Source organism: Clostridium omnivorum (assembly GCF_026012015.1).
Taxonomy (GTDB): domain Bacteria; phylum Bacillota; class Clostridia; order Clostridiales; family Clostridiaceae; genus Clostridium_AX; species Clostridium_AX omnivorum.
On sequence record NZ_BRXR01000001.1, the window covers coordinates 1,252,951 to 1,274,286 of the forward strand.

General features: G+C 30.2%; 17 protein-coding genes. 2 read left to right on the plus strand and 15 right to left on the minus strand.

Annotated features, from left to right (window positions below):
- Nucleotides 1-162: 162 nt before the first annotated feature.
- Nucleotides 163-2,841 carry an NBR1-Ig-like domain-containing protein gene (locus tag bsdE14_RS05670; RefSeq protein WP_264848991.1) on the plus strand — a complete coding sequence of 893 codons (2,679 nt, stop codon included), beginning with the start codon at nucleotides 163-165 and terminating at the stop codon, nucleotides 2,839-2,841.
- Nucleotides 2,842-3,056: 215 nt separating this feature from the next.
- Here the strand turns inward: bsdE14_RS05670 and bsdE14_RS05675 are convergent, their stop codons facing one another.
- From bsdE14_RS05675 to bsdE14_RS05745, 15 genes are all read right to left on the minus strand, one after another.
- A complete protein-coding gene (locus tag bsdE14_RS05675) occupies nucleotides 3,057-4,091 on the minus strand; it encodes a glycosyltransferase family 4 protein (RefSeq protein ID WP_264848992.1) in 1,035 nt (344 codons plus the stop codon).
- 6 nt (nucleotides 4,092-4,097) lie between these two features.
- Complete coding sequence (locus bsdE14_RS05680; RefSeq protein ID WP_264848993.1) at nucleotides 4,098-5,531, minus strand: lipopolysaccharide biosynthesis protein; 1,434 nt, start codon at nucleotides 5,529-5,531, stop codon at nucleotides 4,098-4,100.
- 20 nt (nucleotides 5,532-5,551) lie between these two features.
- Complete coding sequence (locus tag bsdE14_RS05685; protein ID WP_264848994.1) at nucleotides 5,552-6,751, minus strand: hypothetical protein; 1,200 nt, start codon at nucleotides 6,749-6,751, stop codon at nucleotides 5,552-5,554.
- A 297-nt stretch (nucleotides 6,752-7,048) separates the two neighbouring features.
- A complete protein-coding gene (locus bsdE14_RS05690) occupies nucleotides 7,049-8,119 on the minus strand; it encodes an acyltransferase family protein (RefSeq protein ID WP_264848995.1) in 1,071 nt (356 codons plus the stop codon).
- Nucleotides 8,119-9,339, minus strand: coding sequence for a glycosyltransferase family 4 protein (locus bsdE14_RS05695; RefSeq protein WP_264848996.1), 1,221 nt, complete (start codon nucleotides 9,337-9,339; stop codon nucleotides 8,119-8,121). Before bsdE14_RS05695 ends, bsdE14_RS05690 begins: the two co-directional genes overlap by 1 nt.
- A gap of 12 nt (nucleotides 9,340-9,351) precedes the next feature.
- Nucleotides 9,352-10,431, minus strand: a complete 1,080-nt coding sequence (locus tag bsdE14_RS05700; RefSeq protein WP_264848997.1) for a glycosyltransferase family 4 protein — start codon at nucleotides 10,429-10,431, stop codon at nucleotides 9,352-9,354.
- Nucleotides 10,432-10,459: 28 nt separating this feature from the next.
- Nucleotides 10,460-11,542, minus strand: coding sequence for a glycosyltransferase family 4 protein (locus bsdE14_RS05705; RefSeq protein WP_264848998.1), 1,083 nt, complete (start codon nucleotides 11,540-11,542; stop codon nucleotides 10,460-10,462).
- A 54-nt stretch (nucleotides 11,543-11,596) separates the two neighbouring features.
- On the minus strand, nucleotides 11,597-12,712 hold the full coding sequence (locus tag bsdE14_RS05710; protein ID WP_264848999.1) for a glycosyltransferase family 4 protein: 1,116 nt from the start codon (nucleotides 12,710-12,712) through the stop codon (nucleotides 11,597-11,599).
- Nucleotides 12,696-13,463, minus strand: coding sequence for a WecB/TagA/CpsF family glycosyltransferase (locus tag bsdE14_RS05715; protein WP_264849000.1), 768 nt, complete (start codon nucleotides 13,461-13,463; stop codon nucleotides 12,696-12,698). The genes bsdE14_RS05710 and bsdE14_RS05715 overlap by 17 nt, the downstream gene beginning before the upstream one ends.
- A 31-nt stretch (nucleotides 13,464-13,494) precedes the next feature.
- On the minus strand, nucleotides 13,495-14,487 hold the full coding sequence (locus tag bsdE14_RS05720) for a GDP-mannose 4,6-dehydratase (RefSeq protein WP_264849001.1): 993 nt from the start codon (nucleotides 14,485-14,487) through the stop codon (nucleotides 13,495-13,497).
- A 169-nt stretch (nucleotides 14,488-14,656) separates the two neighbouring features.
- Nucleotides 14,657-15,712, minus strand: coding sequence for a GDP-mannose 4,6-dehydratase (gmd, locus tag bsdE14_RS05725; RefSeq protein WP_264849002.1), 1,056 nt, complete (start codon nucleotides 15,710-15,712; stop codon nucleotides 14,657-14,659).
- A 35-nt stretch (nucleotides 15,713-15,747) separates the two neighbouring features.
- The gene (locus bsdE14_RS05730; RefSeq protein ID WP_264849003.1) at nucleotides 15,748-16,794 is read right to left on the minus strand and encodes a mannose-1-phosphate guanylyltransferase; all 1,047 of its coding nucleotides are present in this window, start codon (nucleotides 16,792-16,794) and stop codon (nucleotides 15,748-15,750) included.
- Nucleotides 16,795-16,809: 15 nt separating this feature from the next.
- Complete coding sequence (locus bsdE14_RS05735) at nucleotides 16,810-18,165, minus strand: UDP-glucose dehydrogenase family protein (protein ID WP_264849004.1); 1,356 nt, start codon at nucleotides 18,163-18,165, stop codon at nucleotides 16,810-16,812.
- 35 nt (nucleotides 18,166-18,200) lie between these two features.
- Nucleotides 18,201-18,869, minus strand: coding sequence for a sugar transferase (locus bsdE14_RS05740; RefSeq protein ID WP_264849005.1), 669 nt, complete (start codon nucleotides 18,867-18,869; stop codon nucleotides 18,201-18,203).
- 697 nt (nucleotides 18,870-19,566) lie between these two features.
- The gene (locus tag bsdE14_RS05745; RefSeq protein ID WP_264849006.1) at nucleotides 19,567-20,115 is read right to left on the minus strand and encodes a hypothetical protein; all 549 of its coding nucleotides are present in this window, start codon (nucleotides 20,113-20,115) and stop codon (nucleotides 19,567-19,569) included.
- Between the two features lie 144 nt (nucleotides 20,116-20,259).
- Between bsdE14_RS05745 and bsdE14_RS05750 the strand changes: the two genes are divergently transcribed.
- Nucleotides 20,260-21,291 carry a DUF3048 domain-containing protein gene (locus bsdE14_RS05750; RefSeq protein ID WP_264849007.1) on the plus strand — a complete coding sequence of 344 codons (1,032 nt, stop codon included), beginning with the start codon at nucleotides 20,260-20,262 and terminating at the stop codon, nucleotides 21,289-21,291.
- Nucleotides 21,292-21,336: the final 45 nt, after the last annotated feature.

Consider the following 21,336-nt stretch of genomic DNA (forward strand, 5'->3'; position numbering starts at 1 on the left):
CGATTTATAGTAAAATTGTATTATAGGTTGTACATATATAATGTAATAATGTAAATTATAGGTATAGCAATAATTTTTATCATAAGGGGGTACTTTTAAAGAAAATTTATTTTTTATTGAATATATAAAAAACAAAATTAGATAAAACAAGGGGGATGGACAATGAGATTAAAAAAACTGACTGCTTTTATAGCCTGTTTTTTCTTACTTACAAGTATTATACTGACGCCCGATTTAAAAGTACAAGCAGCCACTACAAGCAATATCTACTATACAGTAGATAGCAACGTTACTGTTGGACAAGAGTTCAACATATACGTTAATGCAGAAAATATAAGCGATTTATATGGAGCATCCATTGACTTAAAGTATGATACAACCATGATAAAAGTAACAAGTGTAAAAGTAGGCACTGCTTATGATGGATTAGTTTCTACATCATCAAATACTTCTGGAACTGGTGCTGACTACTTTACATTAAGCAGCATAGATCAAACAAATGGGACTGTGAGTATTGCAGCTACACTGTTAGGAGATACACACACCGCTGGATTAAATATAACAGCTAGTAAGAGTCTGTTTGTTATAAGGGCCACTGCTTTAAAGGCAGGAAATTTAAACCTAGCGTTTGTTAATTCCGATCCAACAAATAGTACTGGATATGTAAATTCAATGCCTAAAATCTCTAATAGTTCTAGTGAAAGCACAAGTTTTCTTTCAGAAAACACTTCTGTTTCAATTTATTTAGCTAATAATGCAGAAATAGTAAGCAATACTATTCCTGATACTATGGAACCTGGAAAACAATATTCCGTTAACATTGTTGTGAAAAATACTGGTTCTAATACTTGGACTGCTTCTAAGTACTATAAATTAGGTGCTGTTGGTGAAAGTGATCCTTTCTATAATTCTAACAGAATATATTTGCCTGGTACTGATAGTATTGCTCCTAGTGCTTCTAAGACTTTTACATTTACTATGACTGCTCCTGCTTCTGAAGGTACTTATACTTCCGACTGGCAGATGGTTCAAGACGGTGTTGCTTGGTTCGGTCCTAAATTAGCTAAAACTGTTACTGTTAAAAAAGCACCAGTTCTACCTAATAATGCAGAAATAGTCAGTAATACTATTCCTGATACCATGGAGCCCGGAAAACAATATTCCGTTAACATTGTTGTGAAAAATACTGGTTCTAATACTTGGACTGCTTTAAATAAATATAGACTTGGTGCTGTGGGCGAAAGTGATCCTTTCTACAGTTCTACTAGAATATATTTGGATAGTACTGATAGTATTGCTCCTGGTGCTTCTAAGACTTTTGCATTAACTATGACTGCTCCTGCTTCTGAAGGTACTTATACTTCCGACTGGCAGATGGTTCAAGACGGTGTTGCTTGGTTTGGTCCTAAGTTAGCTAAAACTGTTACTGTTAAAAAAGCACCTGTTTTACCTAATAATGCAGAAATAGTAAGCAATACTATTCCTGATACCATGGAGCCTGGAAAACAATATTCCGTTAACATTGTTGTGAAAAATACTGGTTCTAATACTTGGACTGCTTTAAATAAATATAGACTTGGTGCTGCGGGGGAAAGTGATCCTTTCTACAGTTCTACTAGAATATATTTGGATAGTACTGATAGTATTGCTCCTGGTGCTTCTAAGACTTTTGCATTTACTATGACTGCTCCTGCTTCTGAAGGTACTTATACTTCCGACTGGCAGATGGTCCAAGACGGTGTTGCTTGGTTTGGTTCTAAGTTAGCTAAAACTGTTACTGTTAAAAAAGCACCTGTTTTACCTAATAATGCAGAAATAGTAAGCAATACTATTCCTGATACCATGGAGCCTGGAAAACAATATTCTGTTACCATTGTAGTAAAAAATACTGGTTCTAATACTTGGTCTGCTTTAAATAAACATAGACTTGGTGCTGTGGGCGAAAGTGATCCTTTCTACAGTTCTACTAGAATATATTTGGATAGTACTGATAGTATTGCTCCTGGTGCTTCTAAGACTTTTGCATTAACTATGACTGCTCCTGCTTCTGAAGGTACTTATGCTTCCGACTGGCAGATGGTCCAAGACGGTGTTGCTTGGTTTGGTTCTAAGTTAGCTAAAACTGTTACTGTTAAAAAAGCACCTGTTTTACCTAATAATGCAGAAATAGTCAGCAATACTATTCCTGATACCATGGAGCCTGGAAAACAATATTCTGTTACCGTTGTAGTAAAAAATACTGGTTCTAATACTTGGTCTGCTTTAAATAAATATAGACTTGGCGCTATTGGCGACACTGATCCTTTCTATAGTTTCAATAGAATATCTATGGATAGTACTGATAGTATTGTCCCTGGCGCTTCTAAGACCTTTACATTAACTATGACTGCTCCTGCTTCTGAAGGCACTTATACTTCCGACTGGCAGATGGTTCAAGACGGTGTTGCTTGGTTTGGTTCTAAGTTAGCTAAAACTGTTACTGTTAAAAAAGCACCTGTTTTACCTAATAATGCAGAAATAGTCAGCAATACTATTCCTGATATTATGGAGCCTGGAAAACAATATTCTGTTACCATTGTAGTAAAAAATACAGGTTCTAATACTTGGTCTGCTTTAAATAAATATAGACTTGGCGCTATTGGCGACACTGATCCTTTCTATAGTTCCAATAGAATATCTATGGATAGCACTGATAGTATTGTTCCTGGCGCTTCTAAAACTTTTACATTTACTATGACTGCTCCTGCTGTTACAGGTACTTATACTTCTGACTGGCAGATGGTTCAAGACGGTGTTGCTTGGTTTGGTTCTAAATTAGTTAAAACTATTACAGTTAATTAGACAAGTAGAAAATTTATAACAATTTATATATAAATTGTTATAAATTAAGATATGCAAGTAAGTGTTAAAAATTTTTCGTGTGGATTTTTGAAAACTTTCTTGATAAACTAAAGCTAGTAGAGAACATGACTTGTTTGCTACTAGCTTCAATATTTAGTATTTAAAATATATCATGTTGAAACATTTTAAGAAAATGAAAGCTTCACTAATTAACCTTACAAAAATGTCTTATAGATTTCTGATAATTTATCTAAGCTATTATTTTCCCTAACAATTTTATACGCATATTCTCCCTTTTCTTTCAGTATGTTGTCATTCAATTGATAATCCTTTATAACTTGCCTCAATACATTTATGAGTTTTTTTTTGTGTTCTAAAGGATTTCTATATTCATATGAATAAAAAAACTCTTTATTGGAGTATTCATTCAACGTTGCAATCAGAGGACTCACAACCGTTTTCTTACAACTAAATGCAAGCATTATAGTACTTGAGTTTAAACTACTCTCATTATCAAACGGTAAGACAATTATATCTGATTCCCCAATTAATCCTGCCATCTCATCATTAGATATAAATCTAAAATCTAAATTTATATTAGAGTTGCTCTTACTAAGCTCTATAAGCTTTTTCCTCAAAACATCATCTTTACAATTACCAGTGATTTGAAGATTTATGTTTTCTTCTCTCAGCTCATTAAATACTTCAATAAGTAATTCCACATTTTTATATCTACGAATTAATCCTATAAATAAGAAATTAATGCCGTTATGATGAATATCTTTCTCCTTTGATAATTCTTTGTAAATTGAGATATAATTCGGCAAAGGTACTTTAACAACTTTACTTTCGTACTTTCTAACTTTATTATTTAAGCCATATAATACTTTTCTTGTATCATCTGAAAGGATCATAATATTATCTGATATTCTTAACATAAATTTCATAAAATAAATAGGCAATCTAGAGCTTTCACCATGAGGTTTACTATTATGGACAACCCAAACTATCTTCTTACTTTTAAATTTTAAATACAAAATCTTAAAGAATTTCTTAACAAATATCCTAAATATTTTTTCATGTCCTAGTACTTCATACCAATTGAATATGAATGTATTAATATCCTTAAATTCATTTTTCAAATTTTTCTCACTAATAATTTCATACCCAGCATTTCGAATAGAATTCTGAACCAATTCGATATACTGATTTTCTTTAGACTCAGGCGGATACATATAAACTTTATTCATTTTCTCTTAAACGTCCTTTTTAATCAATTTAATAAATACTCTATATTCCCCAGTAATAAGTAATCCTACTACATATATAGCACTTCCTATTGTTCCATTAACAATTAATGAAATAAAGCTATTATTGAATGAAATATAACGTTTTGATATGTATAAAACTATACAAAGCATAGTTCCAATTATCAAATCATTCTTGAACAATTTAAAAAAATCATATAATGGTAATTGAAAGCACTTTTTGATTAATAAATAAAACGTGATTACAAAATTAATGCTAAATGCTAACAAAATCATAAATGCTACATCTGATACAGTACCTTTATGAAGACCAAATAATATACTACTAACCGTCACAATTGCTGTGATAAAACCACTTTTAAATAACAGTTTTGTTTTTCCAAGAGATTGATAAATAGCCCCTGTGCTTGACATTAACATTTGAGACCAAACGGATAAACTTAACCATTTAAAACAAGGAATTGCTGCATACCATTGGCTGCCATACATAATTAATATTATTTCTTTACTCATAAAAAAGCAACATAATGAAATATAAACTCCAATTAGGGAAAGTATTCTAACAATTTTTACGTATTTCTTAAATATATATTCTGGATTATTCTGATAATCAGACAATATTGGTTGCAAAACAGGAGTAATTACATTAGTTAAATTATTAATCGGATATTGCATTAGTTTATACCCTTTATCATAATAAGCTATGGCTGTACTTCCCATAAAAGTTCCAATAAATAAATTATCTAAATTTCTAGCTAAATAATTAACAAGGGTAAAAGCAAATTGAAACAGACTAAAATCCTTTACCTTTTTTAAGCTTTCATTATCTACACGAACAGAAAATTTAATGTTAACAGTTTTATAATTCCATAGGAAAGTAATAAATGAATTAAGAACTGATTGAATTACTAATGAATAATACTTAAAGCCGAGTAGCGCAAGTATTACGGCTATAACACTTGTACATATTGTTGTAATAATTGTACGAAGTGCAACCACTTTAAATAATTTATCCTTTAATAACAGCGCATTAGGAACCATATTCAATGTATTAAAAGCTATTGATAATGATAGAATCCAACATAATGGTAAATAAACCTTACTTGAGTAAATTATTGAAATTGGAAATGCAAGTAATGAAAATATTATTGCCAAAGTCACTGCTAAATAAATTGAAAAAGCAAAAATACTAGATATATCTTTTTCTCTTAAATTTTTATTTTGTATAACCGCTGGGCCTAGCCCCATATCAGCTAATATATTAAAAAAAGTTGTAAATACCGTAATTATAGCTACTATGCCATAATCGTTAGGAGATAAAATTCTTGCCAAAATTATATTAAAAATTATATTAAAAATTATTTGACTATATTTTGCCATAGCATTTATCATAGTAGCCTTTTTTATTGATATATTATCCATATCTTCTCCTTTTAATGCATCTAGTCATCTATGTTATCATTTATATAAAAATTATTTTTATACAATATTCCACCTAAACATATTAGAAATATGTTAGATTCAGCTGATAACATTTGATTCTCCATTATTCCACAAATTACAATGATTATAAGAGCAAATGTTGCAGCTATATTACCTTTTTTTATTACAAATCTAAAGTCAAAGAGAAGAAATAATAAAAAAATCACCAATATTATACCACCAAAAGTTACTCCTAAATACACATACATGTTATCTATACCATTGTTTGTTACATTATTAATTTGTGCCTCAACCGTTGTAATGTAAGATATATTTTGTCCCAACAAATGAATTCCCCAACTAACAATAGCATTTTGAGCTAACCCAATTCTAGCATTGAATATAGTATTCAATTTCGCCCATTTATCACTAAAGTAATCATAACTTATAGCTGTATAAAATGAAAATCCAATGCATATTGCGAATATAGTATAAGCATTCTTCGTTATAATCATTTCAATAGAATTTATAATTTTTACTTTTTTAGCAAAAATAAAATTGAAAACAATAAATATCAAAAGAATCACTTGACAATATATGCTAGAACGCCCATCTGTTACCATTACGTTAAATATCAATAAAAAACTTATTACCACAATATCTTTAAAACTATATTTTTTGTATTTGATATACATTATATCTAAACTAATTATTAAAATTTCTAAAGCTAGCCTATTGGGATGAGAAAATCCTAGGGACTCTCTCATCATATCAATAGCACCATTTTCTCTAAATATAATTCTATTAGATACAATGCCAATTTTTGAAAAAATTATTATTAAAATTGTACCAATACTTCTAAATCGTAAATCGAATTTCACTAAATTATCAAAATTAACACCTCTTGATGCGATAATAAGTAAAAAAGTTGATAATAATATTGTTTCTCCACTTTGTATAGATGTAATAATGATTAAAATTCCTATCATGTTAACAAAAAATAATTTTTTTATCGAAACACTATGAAGTAAAAATTTCACACATCCAATAATATATCCTATCAATTGCAACCCATATATAAAGTACCTAAAGCGAGTGTAGTCTACAACAAAGTTTGATACATTTAACAAGAACGCACTCAAAAAACAAATATATACAATACTATAACTGTCAATTTTAATTGTGTTGTGTGAAGAGCTAAATCGATTTCTATTATACATTGCTTGTCTCCCTATTACCAAGTTTTCAATAGCCTTATAATTTTATAAATCTACTTTTTTATCATAACTTATTTTTGGCATATTAAACATTATCACTAATATCCACTTATTTAAAAATCTTTGTATCAAGATATCTTAGAATATTACTAATCATTTAAATTTATATTGAAAACTATCAATATATATTAGGCTAATGGTTACATTACATTAGGTTTAATATGATTCAAAATACTTTCTCAATCATAAATATAAGAAACACTTGTTAAAATTTCCCAATTGCTTAATAATTATGCGCTCTCATAAAAAAAACGATTTAATTTTTTGGATTACATAGCCAAACACTATTGGAATAAACATTTGAATTAAAAACCTAATAATTATTAAAATCAGTGAAAAGTTTTCGTTTCCAAATATAGATATTCCAAATAATTTATAAATGGTCATAAGAACAGCATAATTTAACGGTGTAGCAAAAATATAAATTTCAAATGAATAGCGATTAATAACATTTGCGATAGCATTTTTAGGATTTATATTATTTAATAACAAAATTGAAAAATTATAGAAAAATAATATACCAAATAAACTGACAGCTATACCTGCAATTGAGTTTTGAATTAAATAATAATTACATGCAAAAGATACTATCCACAATAGTCCAAATATAGTTGTAAAAAATAATCTTCTCTTTATTATGTAATTACTATATTGTTTTCTATAATCTTCAAATAAAACTCCAATAAAAAAATAAAAAAAGAAAGCTTGGGTTTTATATATATACAAAAATTCAATATTTTTAAAATGGGTTGATAAGAGCATAAGTAGAGCAAATAATAATTTTATATATTTACTTTTTAAAAAATAATCTAAGCACCAAGTTAATAAAAATATTTGAAACAATGACACAAGATACCACAAATGATTTTTCCCATATCCTAACAAATACCCCTGTAAAATCTTTTTCACTAAATCTTCATTACCAAAATACCCAGAAAACCATAAAACTGGAATACCATATAAAATACTTGCAACAATGTATGGGACAATTAACCTTATAAATTTATTAGATAGAAATGGTTTAAATTCTTTATATTTACCATTTTTTACACATGCCATGTATACAATTCCACTTAAAAAGAAAAAAAGATGCATGTGACATGAATAAATCAAATTTGTAACCATTAAATATCCTTTATGAATAATAGTATCTTTAATACCAGATTCATTCATTAGCGTGACATAATCAATACCTCCGTCGCCACTAAGAATCGTATAAAAAGCGCTGTGTCCTGCTACAACTAATATAGTAGCAATAATTCGAATATAATATAATTCATCAATACGAGATTCTTTAACCACATTTTTCATTATGATTTATCCCCTGTGATAATATTTTTATACAAATCAGTGAAAGCTTTAACCTGATAATCTATACTATATTTCTCTAATTGTTTAATAATTGAATCATAACAAAAAAGAGAACTATTATCAGATGAATATATCCTAATAGCTTTTTCAAGTTCTTCAACATCACCATGCTTTACAACACTTCCAGTAACACCTTCTACTACCAAACTCGGCAAAGCTCCCATATCCGATACAATAACAGGCATCAAAGCACAGTATGCATCCAATATTACCCTTCCAAATGGTTCCTCCCACATAGATGGACATATTAGCACATCTGAATTATACAATAATGTATTTAACTCTTCCGCTCCTAGAAATCCTAAAAACTCAACATTTTCATGTTTTTTACAAAATTCAACAACATACTTTTCTAAAGGACCTTTCCCTGCAATTTTTAATTTAAATCTTTTATCTGTAATTTTATTAAAAGTATCAAGAAGCCAGAGTATTCCTTTATTTTCAGATAGAGTTCCTAAGAAAACAAATGTAATCTCATCTGTTCTACTTTTGTTAAGTCTTTGTTTTTTTAATGCAACTAATTTTTCCATGTCAAATTCAGTTGCATTCTCAATGACAGCATGCTCAATATTTCGAAAAAAACCTGCTTTTAAAAAGCAATTTATCGTTACTTTTGATGGCGCCGTTACAGCATTCACTTTACCACATAAAAACTTATTTATCAATCTATAAATTTTACACCCCCACGATGGAGCTTTACATTCGCTATTATCCTGGATATGTCGCATATTCACATGCCTGCAAAGTAAATAATAATCCCTTAATGTATGTACAATAGGGATACGAAGTTTCCTTGCAACAATCCAAACTATAGGAGTAATCTCATATAAACCGTTTGTGTGAATTAGATCCGGCTTCTCAGAAACTAATACATTTTTAAACATTTTATAATTAAAAATATTACAAAAATCAAGTAATCTATGCATTTTCATAATTACTTTATTGTGTTTCTTATTTTTATTCACCGAAATTAAGTTATGAACCTTCATTCTATAAATTTTTACCCCATTAATAAATTCAATAGAATTTTTGTTATCTGCGCATATAACTATAACTTCATGGTGATTTTTAACCAAAACTTCTGCTAATTTTTTAACACTATACTCTGCGCCACCAAGTATTATAGGATAGTAATATGAATTAACTAATACAATTTTCATTTTATTTACCTCTTATAACTCATCCAATAACTTAATCCAATTCAAAGCGTTATTATGCCATGTATATTTTTCTAAAATTTTACTTGGGCTATCAACTTCTTGCCTATATAATTCATTGAGATTAACATCATAATCGTAAGGATTAAAATATGACACAGTATCTTCAAAGACTTCTGGTAAGCAACTTGAACTTGCAACTGCCACCTTTTTTCCTAGAGCTAATGCCTCTAAAGGGGGTAACCCAAATCCTTCAAATAATGATGGAAATAGCAACATTTTACAACCTTTAAGTAATGCTTTCATCTCATCATCAGAGATTCGGCCAGTATATATTATATTTGATTCTTTAACTTGCTGATTATCATCCCATACATCTAATTCTTTTCCACCAGCAATTACGAATACGCATTTTGGATTTCTTCTAGCAACTTCCAAAATCCATCTATAGTTTTTATGTGGTGCCAAACTTCCTAACGAGAAGTAGTACTGTCCAGGGACTACATTTGTTAATTTATCAAATATAGAGATATCCTCAATAGTGCCTTCAATATGTTCCCAACCGCATGCATTTACGCTAATGTTTTTGGACTTTATTTTTAAATAGTCAACAATAGTCTTTTTAGAATACTCTGTCAATGTAACTATTTTTGAACCAAGTAATTTAGCGAAAATACTATTTATTATAAATTTAATTTTAAAAAACCTTGGCTTACGGCCAACCTTCTCTCTATCAAAACAAATGGGTCTAATATCATGAAGACAAGTGTAACCTTTCAATAGCAACGGAACTGAACCTGTAAAATTCATAAAATATGCTTTATGCCTTCTTGCATAGGGTTCTGCACATTTTCTTGTCCATCCCCTTAAGCTTGCCTCATCGCACTTAAGAATACTAGTATTAATCCCAACCACTTCAATATTTTTAAACTTAACTTCCACCTTCAAATTTTCAGGAACAACAATTTGGAAAATATATTTTCCCCTACTTTCAAGAGAATCTATAGCTAAAACGACCTCTCTTGAATACCTATTAATTCCGTTTAATGGTCCAAATAGATATGCGCCATCAATTACAACTAATTGTTTATTCAAAGTACCAATCCTTTCTTACTCTTTCAGCTTAGGTGCCATAATATTCTACCAACAGGTTATAAAACTTTTCTGCGGCATTACTCCATGTATATTTATTAAGAATTTCTTTACCATCAGATACTGATTCTTCAATTAGTATATCTAAATTTATATCATAATCATAAGGATCGATATAATGTGCTGCATTGCCATAAATCTCTGGCATACAACTTGCATTTGAAACTATGATTTGTTTTCCTAAACTTAATGCCTCTAATGGAGGCAATCCAAAACCTTCATAAAAAGATGGTTGTATAAGTGCCCTGCACCCTAACATTAATGATTTTATCTGAGCATCACTAATATATCCGGTAAATATTACATTCTCTAATTTTTCCTGTTCCAATTCTTTCGAATAATCAGACAAATTTTTTGCACCTGTAATTACAAAATAGTATTGAGGATGAGTCTTAGCTGCATTAACTACCCAGACAAAATTTTTGTGCTTATACTTAGAGCCTAATGAAAAAAAATAATTTCCGGGTTTTAGACATTTATACTTTTCCAAAATTGTATCATCTAAATCAACTTTGAGCATATGTTCCCATCCACAAGGAATTATATTTATTCTATCTTCACTAATATTATAATATTTTATAATTTCTTTCTTAGATTCTTCACTGAGTGTCATAATTTTTCTTTTTCCGCGAGTAATGCACCAAGCTTTAAATAGATATAGTTTTCTAAAAAACTTTCCACGTTTTGAAGGATAATTTTCTGGGAACGCTTCAATAATACAATCGTGTAATGATACAATTTGACATTTAATTATTGGTAAAGCCAAAGTCATATCAACACCAATCGCCCTATTTATAATTGTATAAAAAGGAAAAATAATTTGTTGCCAAACGTACTTACTAAAAGAATTATTTTTCTCTACTCCAAACTTAACAATTTTTATATTTTTAAAATTGATATTACATGGTTTATTCTTAGGTACTACTACCTGAACAGCTATGTTTGAGTTTTTGATTAAATCATCAAGTCTATTCAAGATTTGATATTCATATCTGTGTATTCCTAGTAAGTTTTCAGAAAGCAAACCATCACCATTAAATATAACTGTTTTCATTATTTTACTCCTTAAACTAGTAACGCAAAATAAGAAATGCTATTCGTTTCTTATTTACAACTTAAGTTTTTCTATTAATTTCTTAGCTTCTTTTTCCCAAGAAAATAACTTTACTCTGTTAATCCCATCCTTTTTCAATTCCAAATATTCATTTTGTGTAATCAAACTTGTTATATAGTAAATCTTACGTTCAAGATCATTTTTATTATTATTTTCAAAATAAATTGCTGCATTACCAAGCACTTCAGGTAATGATGTGCTATCAGATGAAATCACTGCTGTTCCTACTGACATGGCCTCTAAAGGTGGAATACCAAACCCCTCATATTTCGATGGAAAGATAAAAGATTGTGCATTCTTATAAATGTATGGCAAATCAATATCATCAATAAAACCAGTAACATGAATTTTAGATGCTACTTTTTTGTCTAAACTAGCTAACAAGTCATCAATCTTCCACCCTTTTCTTCCAGCAAGAACCAAATCCTGATTAACATTACATTCTAAGACCAAACGACTATAAGCTTCTACCAATAATCTCATATTCTTCCGAGGTTCAAGTGTTGATAAACATAGCAAGTAGTTTGACGGGAGTTTATATTTACTTATTACCTTTTCATTTTCTTCCGAAGAAAATGAAAAATCTAAAAAAACATCTGATATCCCACATTTTATTTTCCAAATTTTATTTTCCGGATATTTAAGTCTTTCCACTATACGTTGTTTTGAAAACTCTGATATAGTGATAATAGACTTGCACTTTCGTATAGCAACTTTATGTGAAATTCTAAAATACCACTTGCTAACAGATTTCATTGTCTCAGGACAATCCCAACAACAAATATCGTGAATCGTTGAAATCATATTCGTTTTGAAAAGCAAGATTGGAACCGGAAAAGCAAGAAACAAATAGGCATCTGCTTTTATACCATATATTTTCAGTGGAAGTATTACCTGATTAAATAATAATTTATTTCTTCCTTTGAGGACATACGCTTTTACACGAACATTATCCACGAGTTCCTCAAATTCATTATGAATTTCATTTTTAAAAATTAGAACATACTCATTATCCTTGCAATTAATAATTTCCTTTGATATACACATTGCAAACCGTTCAATTCCTGAAAAATTATCAGCAAGGGATGTTAAATCAATTAATATCTTCATTTAAATATTTTCTCTTTCTATATTTCCACACTATTCGAAAAATCTTCATATCATCTATAATATACCGTCTGAATAATCGTCTTGGCTCTTTACACAAACGATACAACCATTCAAATCCATAACTTGATACCCATTTCGGTGCTCTTTTTATATTACCTGCTACAAAATCAATACTTGCCCCTACTGCTAAAACCAATGGGACATTAAACTGTGTCCGATATTTATAGTAAAACTTTTCTTGTTTAGGAGTTCCTAAAGCCAATACTAAAATATCTGGTTGCGCATCTATTACTTTTTTGATTATTCTTTCCGCTTCCAGTGCATCTTTTTCAAATCCAAAACTAGGAGAATATGTTTCAACAACTTTCAAACCTGGATATATTTTTTTTAGTTTAGCTGCTGCAATATCTGCAACTCCCTCTGCCGCACCTAAAAAATACATTGTATATCCCTTTAATGCAGCAAGCTCACAAACCTTAGGGAATAAATCAGAACCTGATACTTTTTCAACTATTGGGGTTTTTAGCAGTTTTGAAATCCATATCAATGGCTGCCCATCTGTTAGTACCAATGATGCATTATCATAGATTTCTCTAAATTCTGTATCTGATTCAATCCGAACAATATGATCAACATTCGGTGTTACAATATACGAGTTTTCCCTTATTAATATCAAATTATCAATTGCAGAGATTGCTTGATCCATTGTTATATTGTCTACAGCTGTATTTAAAAAATTCATTTTAGACATTCTCTTACACTCCACCAAATACATTTTTTCCCTAATTCACCAAATAGTATTCGTACAATTCTTTTACGGTATCATAAATACTATATTGTGGTTCCCATCCAAGTTCTGTTTTAATAAAATTATAGTTACAGCATATGACTCGATTATCAGTCGGTCTAAATCTATTTGGGTCTACTACCACTGTCACATGCTGGCTACTTAATGAAATAATATAATTCAGTATATCACTTAATGATACCGCACACCCTGTACCAATATTGTAAGTACTTTCACATTTATCACTTTCAATAACCATACGGTAAGCACGAGCAAAATCCTTTACATTTCCAAGGTCACGCTCTACTAATAAATTCCCCACGTACATCGTACCTGGCCTTCCGCTCTTTTCAATCTCAGCTATTTGTTTGCAAAAACTCGGAATAACAAATGTATCTGTCTGACCTATTCCAGTGTGATTAAAAGAACGGACATGATAAATTTTCATGCCATAACGACTTCTATATAGCTGAGAGAACTTTTCTTGCATCATCTTTGAAATGCCATAAGGGTTATTTGCATCCAATTCACTGTTTTCATCCATTGGTTTATCACTTATAGCATATTCCTCGCTAGAACCAATCAATAATATTTTAGGTATTACATCACACTGCCGAGAAGCTTCTAAAATATTTAATGTCCCATTAACATTAACATCAATTGTCTTCTGTGGAATATTCCAAGAAAGTCCTACATTACTAATAGCAGCTAAATTAACCACATGTGTAGGTTGAATATCCAAAATTATATTCTTGATGCCCTCTGCATCAAGCAAGTCACATTCCCTAAAATCCACAAATTCTGGAACAGAATCTGTCCTTCGGATATCACTTCCATATACTTTATAATCGTTGTCGTGAAATTCGTGGGAAAGATACTTTCCTACAAAACCACTAACGCCAAATACTAATACTTTTTTATCCATTGTATATTTAGCTCCTTTAATGAAAAATGAAGTCTGTTCCAGATTAATGTCTATTCTAAACAATCATTAAAACCAGGAACAGCTTCATAATAAATCTATTTCTTTATACCAGCTTAGTACATATTGCCTTTTATAACTAATTGCATCAATCCCGATGTCACTTCATCCAAGTTCATGTCTGCCACATTAATATGATTCAAAATAATGAGTTTACTTAATAGCACATTAAACATTATTTCGTAGCTGCTGCTTCGTTAAAATATTCTCTTCCATTTATTTCACTTCTAACTTTCTCTAAATCTGACTCCACCATTCTCTTTACTAATTCAGAGAATGTTATTTCTAGCTCCCAATTTAAATTCTTTTTAGCTTTTGTTGGATCCCCTAATAAAAGTTCTACCTCTGCTGGTCTATAGAATTTTGAATTAATTTTCACTATTACCTTGCCAGTTGCTTTGTCTTTTCCCACTTCACCTACGCCTTCACCACTCCATACTACATCTATACCTACATGTTGGAAAGCTAGTTCAATGAATTCCCTTACTTTATGCGTTTCACCTGAAGCAATAACATAATCATCTGGAATATCCTGCTGAAGCATTAACCACATAGCTCTAACATAATCTTTTGAATGGCCCCAATCACGTTTTGCATCGATATTACCAAGTTCCAAATGATCTTGAACTCCCAATTTTATTCTAGCAACTGCATCTGTAATTTTTCTAGTTACAAACTCAAGTCCTCTTCTTTCAGATTCATGATTAAATAGAATTCCTGAACATGTATACATATTATAGCTTTCCCTGTAGTTTTTAGTAATCCAATGACCATATAGCTTGGCTACTCCATAAGGACTTCTAGGATAAAAAGGAGTAGTTTCCTTTTGAGGTACTTCTTGAACTAATCCAAACATTTCGCTTGTTGATGCTTGATAAAACCTAGCATCTGGCTTAACATTTTTTATTGCTTCTAAAATATTTAAAACACCATTTGCATCTATATCAGCTGTAGCTACTGGCTGCTCCCATGATGCCCCTACGAATGATTGAGCTGCTAAATTATAAACCTCATCAGGTTGAGATATATTAATTGCATTTATTAAAGATACTATATCTGTCATATCTGCGTATATTAACTTAACCTTATCCTTCAAATGCTCAATATTTCCATAATCCACTTTACTTTTTCTTCTCATTATTCCATAAACTTCATAACCTTTTTCTAAAAGTAGTTCAGCCAAATATGATCCATCTTGTCCTGTAATTCCTGTAATTAATGCCTTCTTCATTTTTCAATTCTCCTTTATTATGATTATATTATTAGCTAAGAAATTAAATTTTTAGCATCCTTTATTTCCTGCTCTCTATCTTTTGGGGATATTAAAATATAATCCTCTGTTTCAACTATAATTAGATTATCTATATTATTTAAAAGTAGCTTTTTATTTGTTATCGCAATGTTTCCTGATGAATTATAAAAGTAATTATTCGAACCTTCTACATTGCCATACTTGTCCCTCTTGCTATATCTTTCTATACTACTCCAATTTCCTACATCATCCCAACCAAAATCACTTGGTATCACATATATATCATCAGCATTTTCCATTATGCCATAATCAACTGAAACTCCTTGAATTTCAGCATACTTATCTTCTAGTACTTGTTGGAAAGCTTCTTCTTTAGTTGCTGCAACCTCACTTAGTATATTGTAAGTTTCATTCAAATACTCTTTTGTTAAGTTTAGAATGTTATCTGCTTTCCAAATAAACATTCCTCCATTCCACAAATATTGTTTGCTTTCTAGGTATTTCTTAGCTTTTTCTATGTTAGGCTTTTCTACAAATGCCTCAACAGAAATTATTTGTGAATCGTCTATTTCCTTTTTCTCTTTAGAACATTTTATATATCCATAACCAGTTTCTGGTCTATCAGGTTTCATGCCTATAGTTACAATTGCTTCCGGTTTACTTTCAACAAATTTATAAGCATCATCTAATATTTGAATAAATCTATCTTCATTCCTAATTAAATGGTCAGAGGGTAATACCGCTATAGTTGCATCTTCATAATATTTCTTTATAACGAATGCAGATAAAGCTATACATGGTGCAGTATTTTTGCCAACTGGTTCAATAATTATATTCCTCTCTGGTAAATTAGGTAATTGTTCTTTTAAAAGCTGCACATATTGATTAGCCGTAACAATAAATATTCTTTCAATAGGTAATAATCTTTCAACCCTTTTTACTGTCATTTGAATCATTGTGTCTTTGCCTAACAAATTTAAAAACTGTTTTGGTTTTTCCTCTGTAGAAAGCGGCCAAAATCTAGTACCTTTTCCCCCCGCCATAATTAAAGCACATAACATACTATTGCCTCCTCATTATTGTTCCTTCGCAGCAGCAGCTTCACTTAGTCCATAAATTGGATTAGGATCAGTTATATTCTTTCTTCCTATTGAATAATACTCTACTTTTGCTGTCTCTGCTTCGTCCAAACTATAACAATTACGTCCATCAAATATCACAGCTGTTTTCATTAGTTCCCTATATCTTTCAAGTTTTATCTCTCTAATTTGCTTCCACTCTGTAAATATAAATACTAAATCAGCATCTTTAAGCGCTTTTTCTGGACTGTCTACATAATTTATTCTTTCAGGGTATATCTTTTTAAAATTTTCAGCTCCAACTGGATCAAACGCACTAACTACTGCCCCTTCATCTAATAATATTCTCATATTAGGTATAGACGGAGCTTCTCTTAAATCATCAGTTCCTGGCTTAAAAGTTAATCCTAATACTGCAACTTTTAATCCTTCAAGTGACTTAAATCTTTTTTTTGCTTTTTTTATAAGTCTAAATTTTTGATTTTCATTAATTTCAATTGTTGCTTTTACAGTTTTTAATTCATATCCATTATTTTCTGCTAGCCAATGAAGTGCCTTTGTATCCTTAGGAAAGCAAGACCCCCCATATCCTATACCTGCTTGTAAAAACTTATCTCCTATACGTATATCATAAGACATTCCCTTTGTAACGTCTTCTATGTTGGCTCCTACAACTTCACATAAGTTAGCTATCTCATTTACAAATGATATTTTCAATGCTAAAAAATCATTTGAGGCATATTTAATCATTTCTGCACTTCTTCTATTCGTAACTACTATTGGCTCATTAAATCTTTCATATACCTCTCTAAGTATTTTCTCAGCATTCTTAGATTCTACACCAATTACAATTCTGCTAGCATTTAATGTATCTTTAACAGCTGTCCCTTGGGATAAAAATTCTGGATTTGAAGCTAATTCCACTTCCACATTATTCTTGAGACTCTCTCTTATATACTTTTCCACTTCGTCATTTGTTCCAATTGGAACTGTCGACTTAAGTACTACAAGACAGTCCTTTTCTATACTTTGAGCTATCTGTTTTGCTACTGAAAATACATAGCTAAGATTAGCAGATCCATCCGCTTTTTCAGGGGTTCCAACGCCAATAAATATTACATCTGCATCCCTATATGCATCTTTATAATTCGTAGTAAAATTCAATCTACCAGCTTCATAATTTTCTATCAATAATTCTTCTAATCCTGGTTCATATATTGGTGATATACCTTTTTTCATTAACTCTATTTTATTCTCATCTATATCAACACAAGTCACATAATGCCCAGCATGTGATAAACAAGCTCCTGTCACTAAACCCACATATCCTGTTCCAGCGACTACTATTTTCATTTTGCTCACTCCCATTATAGTAATTTTTGTAACTATTACATTGCATTATCATCCCCAAATAACACTAAAAATGTCTTTAATATGAGTTTTATATCAACCCAGGTACTTCTTTCCTTTATATATCTTATATCCAACTCCATCCACTGTTCAAATCCAATACTGCTTCTTCCCATAACCTGCCAGAAACATGTAAGTCCAGGTTTGGCCACAAGTTTTAACCTTTGATGTTCTGTAAATTTTATTACTTCTCTAGGCAAATTTGGCCTTGGTCCAACGAGTGACATTTCACCTTTCAAAACATTTATAAGCTGTGGAAGCTCATCAATGCTTGTCTTTCTTATAAACCTACCTACAGAAGTAATTCTTGGATCATCCTTCATCTTAAACATAGGTCCAGACATTTCATTTTTATCCTTAAGCCTTGAAAGCAATTCCTCTGCATCTTGGACCATAGATCTAAACTTATACATTTTAAAAACTTCTCCAAATTGTCCAACTCTCTCTTGAGCAAAAAAAACTGGACCTTTTGAAGTTAATTTTATTGCTATAGCTGTAATTATCATTACAGGACTAAGTAATATAATACCGCATAATGATCCAATAATATCTATTAATCTTTTAAATATAAAGTACGCCTTACTTTTTTCAAATTCACTTATAGCTTCTATCTGAACTGTTTTAAGATTATATTGAACCTCCTCCAAAAGTCTCCCCCCTAAAAATATATTATTATTTATTGCATCATCTACAAATTTGTAAATCAAAGTTAGTTGTATTATTTAAAACTCTACTATTACTATATACATTATACATTATTCTACAGAAGAAATTCAATATTTCAATGCTAATTACCTTATTTGACTTAATAATACATAGTTCCAAAATTTTAATTCTATTATAATACATATTAAACCCTTTTGATTGTTTTTTCGGAAATTTCCGAAAATTACATTGTGCTTTTTCTTTATTTCATATATTAACTTAATACGGTGAATATAAAGTATTTTCACTTATAAATGCCAAAACAAAACGCAGGATTTCTTTCATTAATATTAAACTTAATATTATGGATTAGCTTAGACAAATGAAAATGCACAACATTCGACATGTTCTTGCATAAAAATTTTGACGAAGACTTTATTTTCTATTCTTCCTACTTTTAAAAGTTATGTGTCTAAATGTTATCATATAATAAATCAAAAATCAAAATAGAATATATGCCACTTAAAAATATTCTATCATATTTTGTAAATATATAGAATTATCTTACTAAATGGTACATTCACTCAATAGTATTCTACCTATACCCCCTGACAGCAATACTTTTTTGGGTAATATATAAATTTCTAATAGTATAAAAAAGTGAGCTCAGATGAATTATCATCTAGACTCACTTTTATTTTAAATTTCTACTTCAAAATCTATATTACTATTTTTTTCAGATTTTATATGTATATCTGAAATATTTTTAGGTACTATGTATACTAGTTTAGCCTTGCTTTCAGTCTCAGGCTGTACATTATATATAGTATATTCCGAAATATTTCTTATTACCTTCTTTTCATTTTTTATGGCAGCTTCCAGTACCATATCAAATGCATCGAAAATTTCAACTTTGTTACTACCATTTTGAATCTTTATTGTTACTATAATATATTTTAAATCTTTTCCTAATAGTGGGTTATTTTCGTCCTCCTGCTGCTCCACATTATCAATGCTATATTTAATATTTCCAGATGTTATAACTTTATTAGTTATAGGACTATTATTAGTTAATAAAGAACTGTCAACTTCTACAGATTTGTTATCCTTATACTTTGCATTTAAAATATTATTGTTACCTATAATTGAAATGCATAATATAATCACTACTCCAAATATTTTCAACATCAATTTATTACTTGAATTACTTAAATCGTTCTTATTATATTTATGAACACTATCCTTCATTCAACTCTCTCCTAATTTTATAAGTTTCATTTTAAATATTATTACCTAACTTTGTCACTTTTATCTCAAATTTATTAATAAATTGTAAAGATTTATAAAATAGCTTAGAATATAAATATAATTTACTGAAAGGAATGGTTAATATTGAAAAATATAAAAGTGCTTAGTTTTATATTATTATTATCACTTTCAATAACAGGCTGCGGCAGCAAAAAAACTGCTACAGCCAAAGTTGATACTACTAGAAGCACTACAGCAGAAAGCACAAATAATTCTACTGATAAAGCAGAGAAATATTACGCTCCTTATACTGGGGAGGAAGTTAGCAAAGAAACTGCAAATAATGCTGCTTTTATGTCTATTATAGAAAATTCCTCTGCAGCTAGGCCGCAATCTGGATTTAATTCCGCAGATATTGTTTTTGAGGCTATGACAGAAGGGGGAACCACTAGATGCCTTGCTATATTTCAAAAGGACAAAGCTGAAAAAATTGGGCCTGTTAGAAGTATGAGAACTTATTTTATAGATTTAGCCTACGAATATAATCTTCCCTTTGCTCACTGTGGTGGAAGCCACGATGCTCTAGATAGAATAAAAAAAGAAAATCCTATGACCTTAAACGAAATGTATAACGGCTCTTATTATTGGCGGGATAAAAGTATTAAAATCCAAGAACATAGCCTGTATACTTCCTCTGATAAGCTTATAAGTTTAATTACACAAAAATCATACATAAAACCTTCTCCTATAAAATTAGCCTTCAACAAGGGATACTGGGATACTTTAAGCTCCGAGGCAATAAACAACATTATTATAAGATTTAACGGCGAGTACGCCACTGCATACACATTTAAGGATGGGCTTTACTATAAATCCATGAATAATGTACCTACTGAAAATAAGGAAGATAAGAAACCAGTAGCAGTAAAAAATCTTGTAATACAAAAAGTAAACTACAGGACTAGGCCTAATGAGGAGTATCTAGATGCAGACCTAGTAGGTAGTGGAGACGCTATAATATACAGCAACGGTAAAATGGTAAAAGCAACCTGGTCTAAGGCTGATCTACACTCTCAAACAATATTCAAAGATGAAAAAGGCAATATAGTACCACTTAATCCCGGAAAGACCTGGTGGCATCTTTTAGATCAAAACGCCTCTCTTAAAACGAATTAAATAAGGTAGAAAAAATTATGAATATTAAATAATAAAAAGGTGCCA

Coding starts and splice junctions, on each gene's coding strand:
- bsdE14_RS05670 (WP_264848991.1), top strand. CDS start 163: ATGAGATTAAAAAAACTGACTGCTTTTATAGCCTGTTTTTTCTTACTT.
- bsdE14_RS05675 (WP_264848992.1), bottom strand. CDS start 4,091: ATGAATAAAGTTTATATGTATCCGCCTGAGTCTAAAGAAAATCAGTAT.
- bsdE14_RS05680 (WP_264848993.1), bottom strand. CDS start 5,531: ATGGATAATATATCAATAAAAAAGGCTACTATGATAAATGCTATGGCA.
- bsdE14_RS05685 (WP_264848994.1), bottom strand. CDS start 6,751: ATGTATAATAGAAATCGATTTAGCTCTTCACACAACACAATTAAAATT.
- bsdE14_RS05690 (WP_264848995.1), bottom strand. CDS start 8,119: ATGAAAAATGTGGTTAAAGAATCTCGTATTGATGAATTATATTATATT.
- bsdE14_RS05695 (WP_264848996.1), bottom strand. CDS start 9,339: ATGAAAATTGTATTAGTTAATTCATATTACTATCCTATAATACTTGGT.
- bsdE14_RS05705 (WP_264848998.1), bottom strand. CDS start 11,542: ATGAAAACAGTTATATTTAATGGTGATGGTTTGCTTTCTGAAAACTTA.
- bsdE14_RS05710 (WP_264848999.1), bottom strand. CDS start 12,712: ATGAAGATATTAATTGATTTAACATCCCTTGCTGATAATTTTTCAGGA.
- bsdE14_RS05715 (WP_264849000.1), bottom strand. CDS start 13,463: ATGTCTAAAATGAATTTTTTAAATACAGCTGTAGACAATATAACAATG.
- gmd (WP_264849002.1), bottom strand. CDS start 15,712: ATGAAGAAGGCATTAATTACAGGAATTACAGGACAAGATGGATCATAT.
- bsdE14_RS05730 (WP_264849003.1), bottom strand. CDS start 16,794: ATGTTATGTGCTTTAATTATGGCGGGGGGAAAAGGTACTAGATTTTGG.
- bsdE14_RS05735 (WP_264849004.1), bottom strand. CDS start 18,165: ATGAAAATAGTAGTCGCTGGAACAGGATATGTGGGTTTAGTGACAGGA.
- bsdE14_RS05745 (WP_264849006.1), bottom strand. CDS start 20,115: ATGAAGGATAGTGTTCATAAATATAATAAGAACGATTTAAGTAATTCA.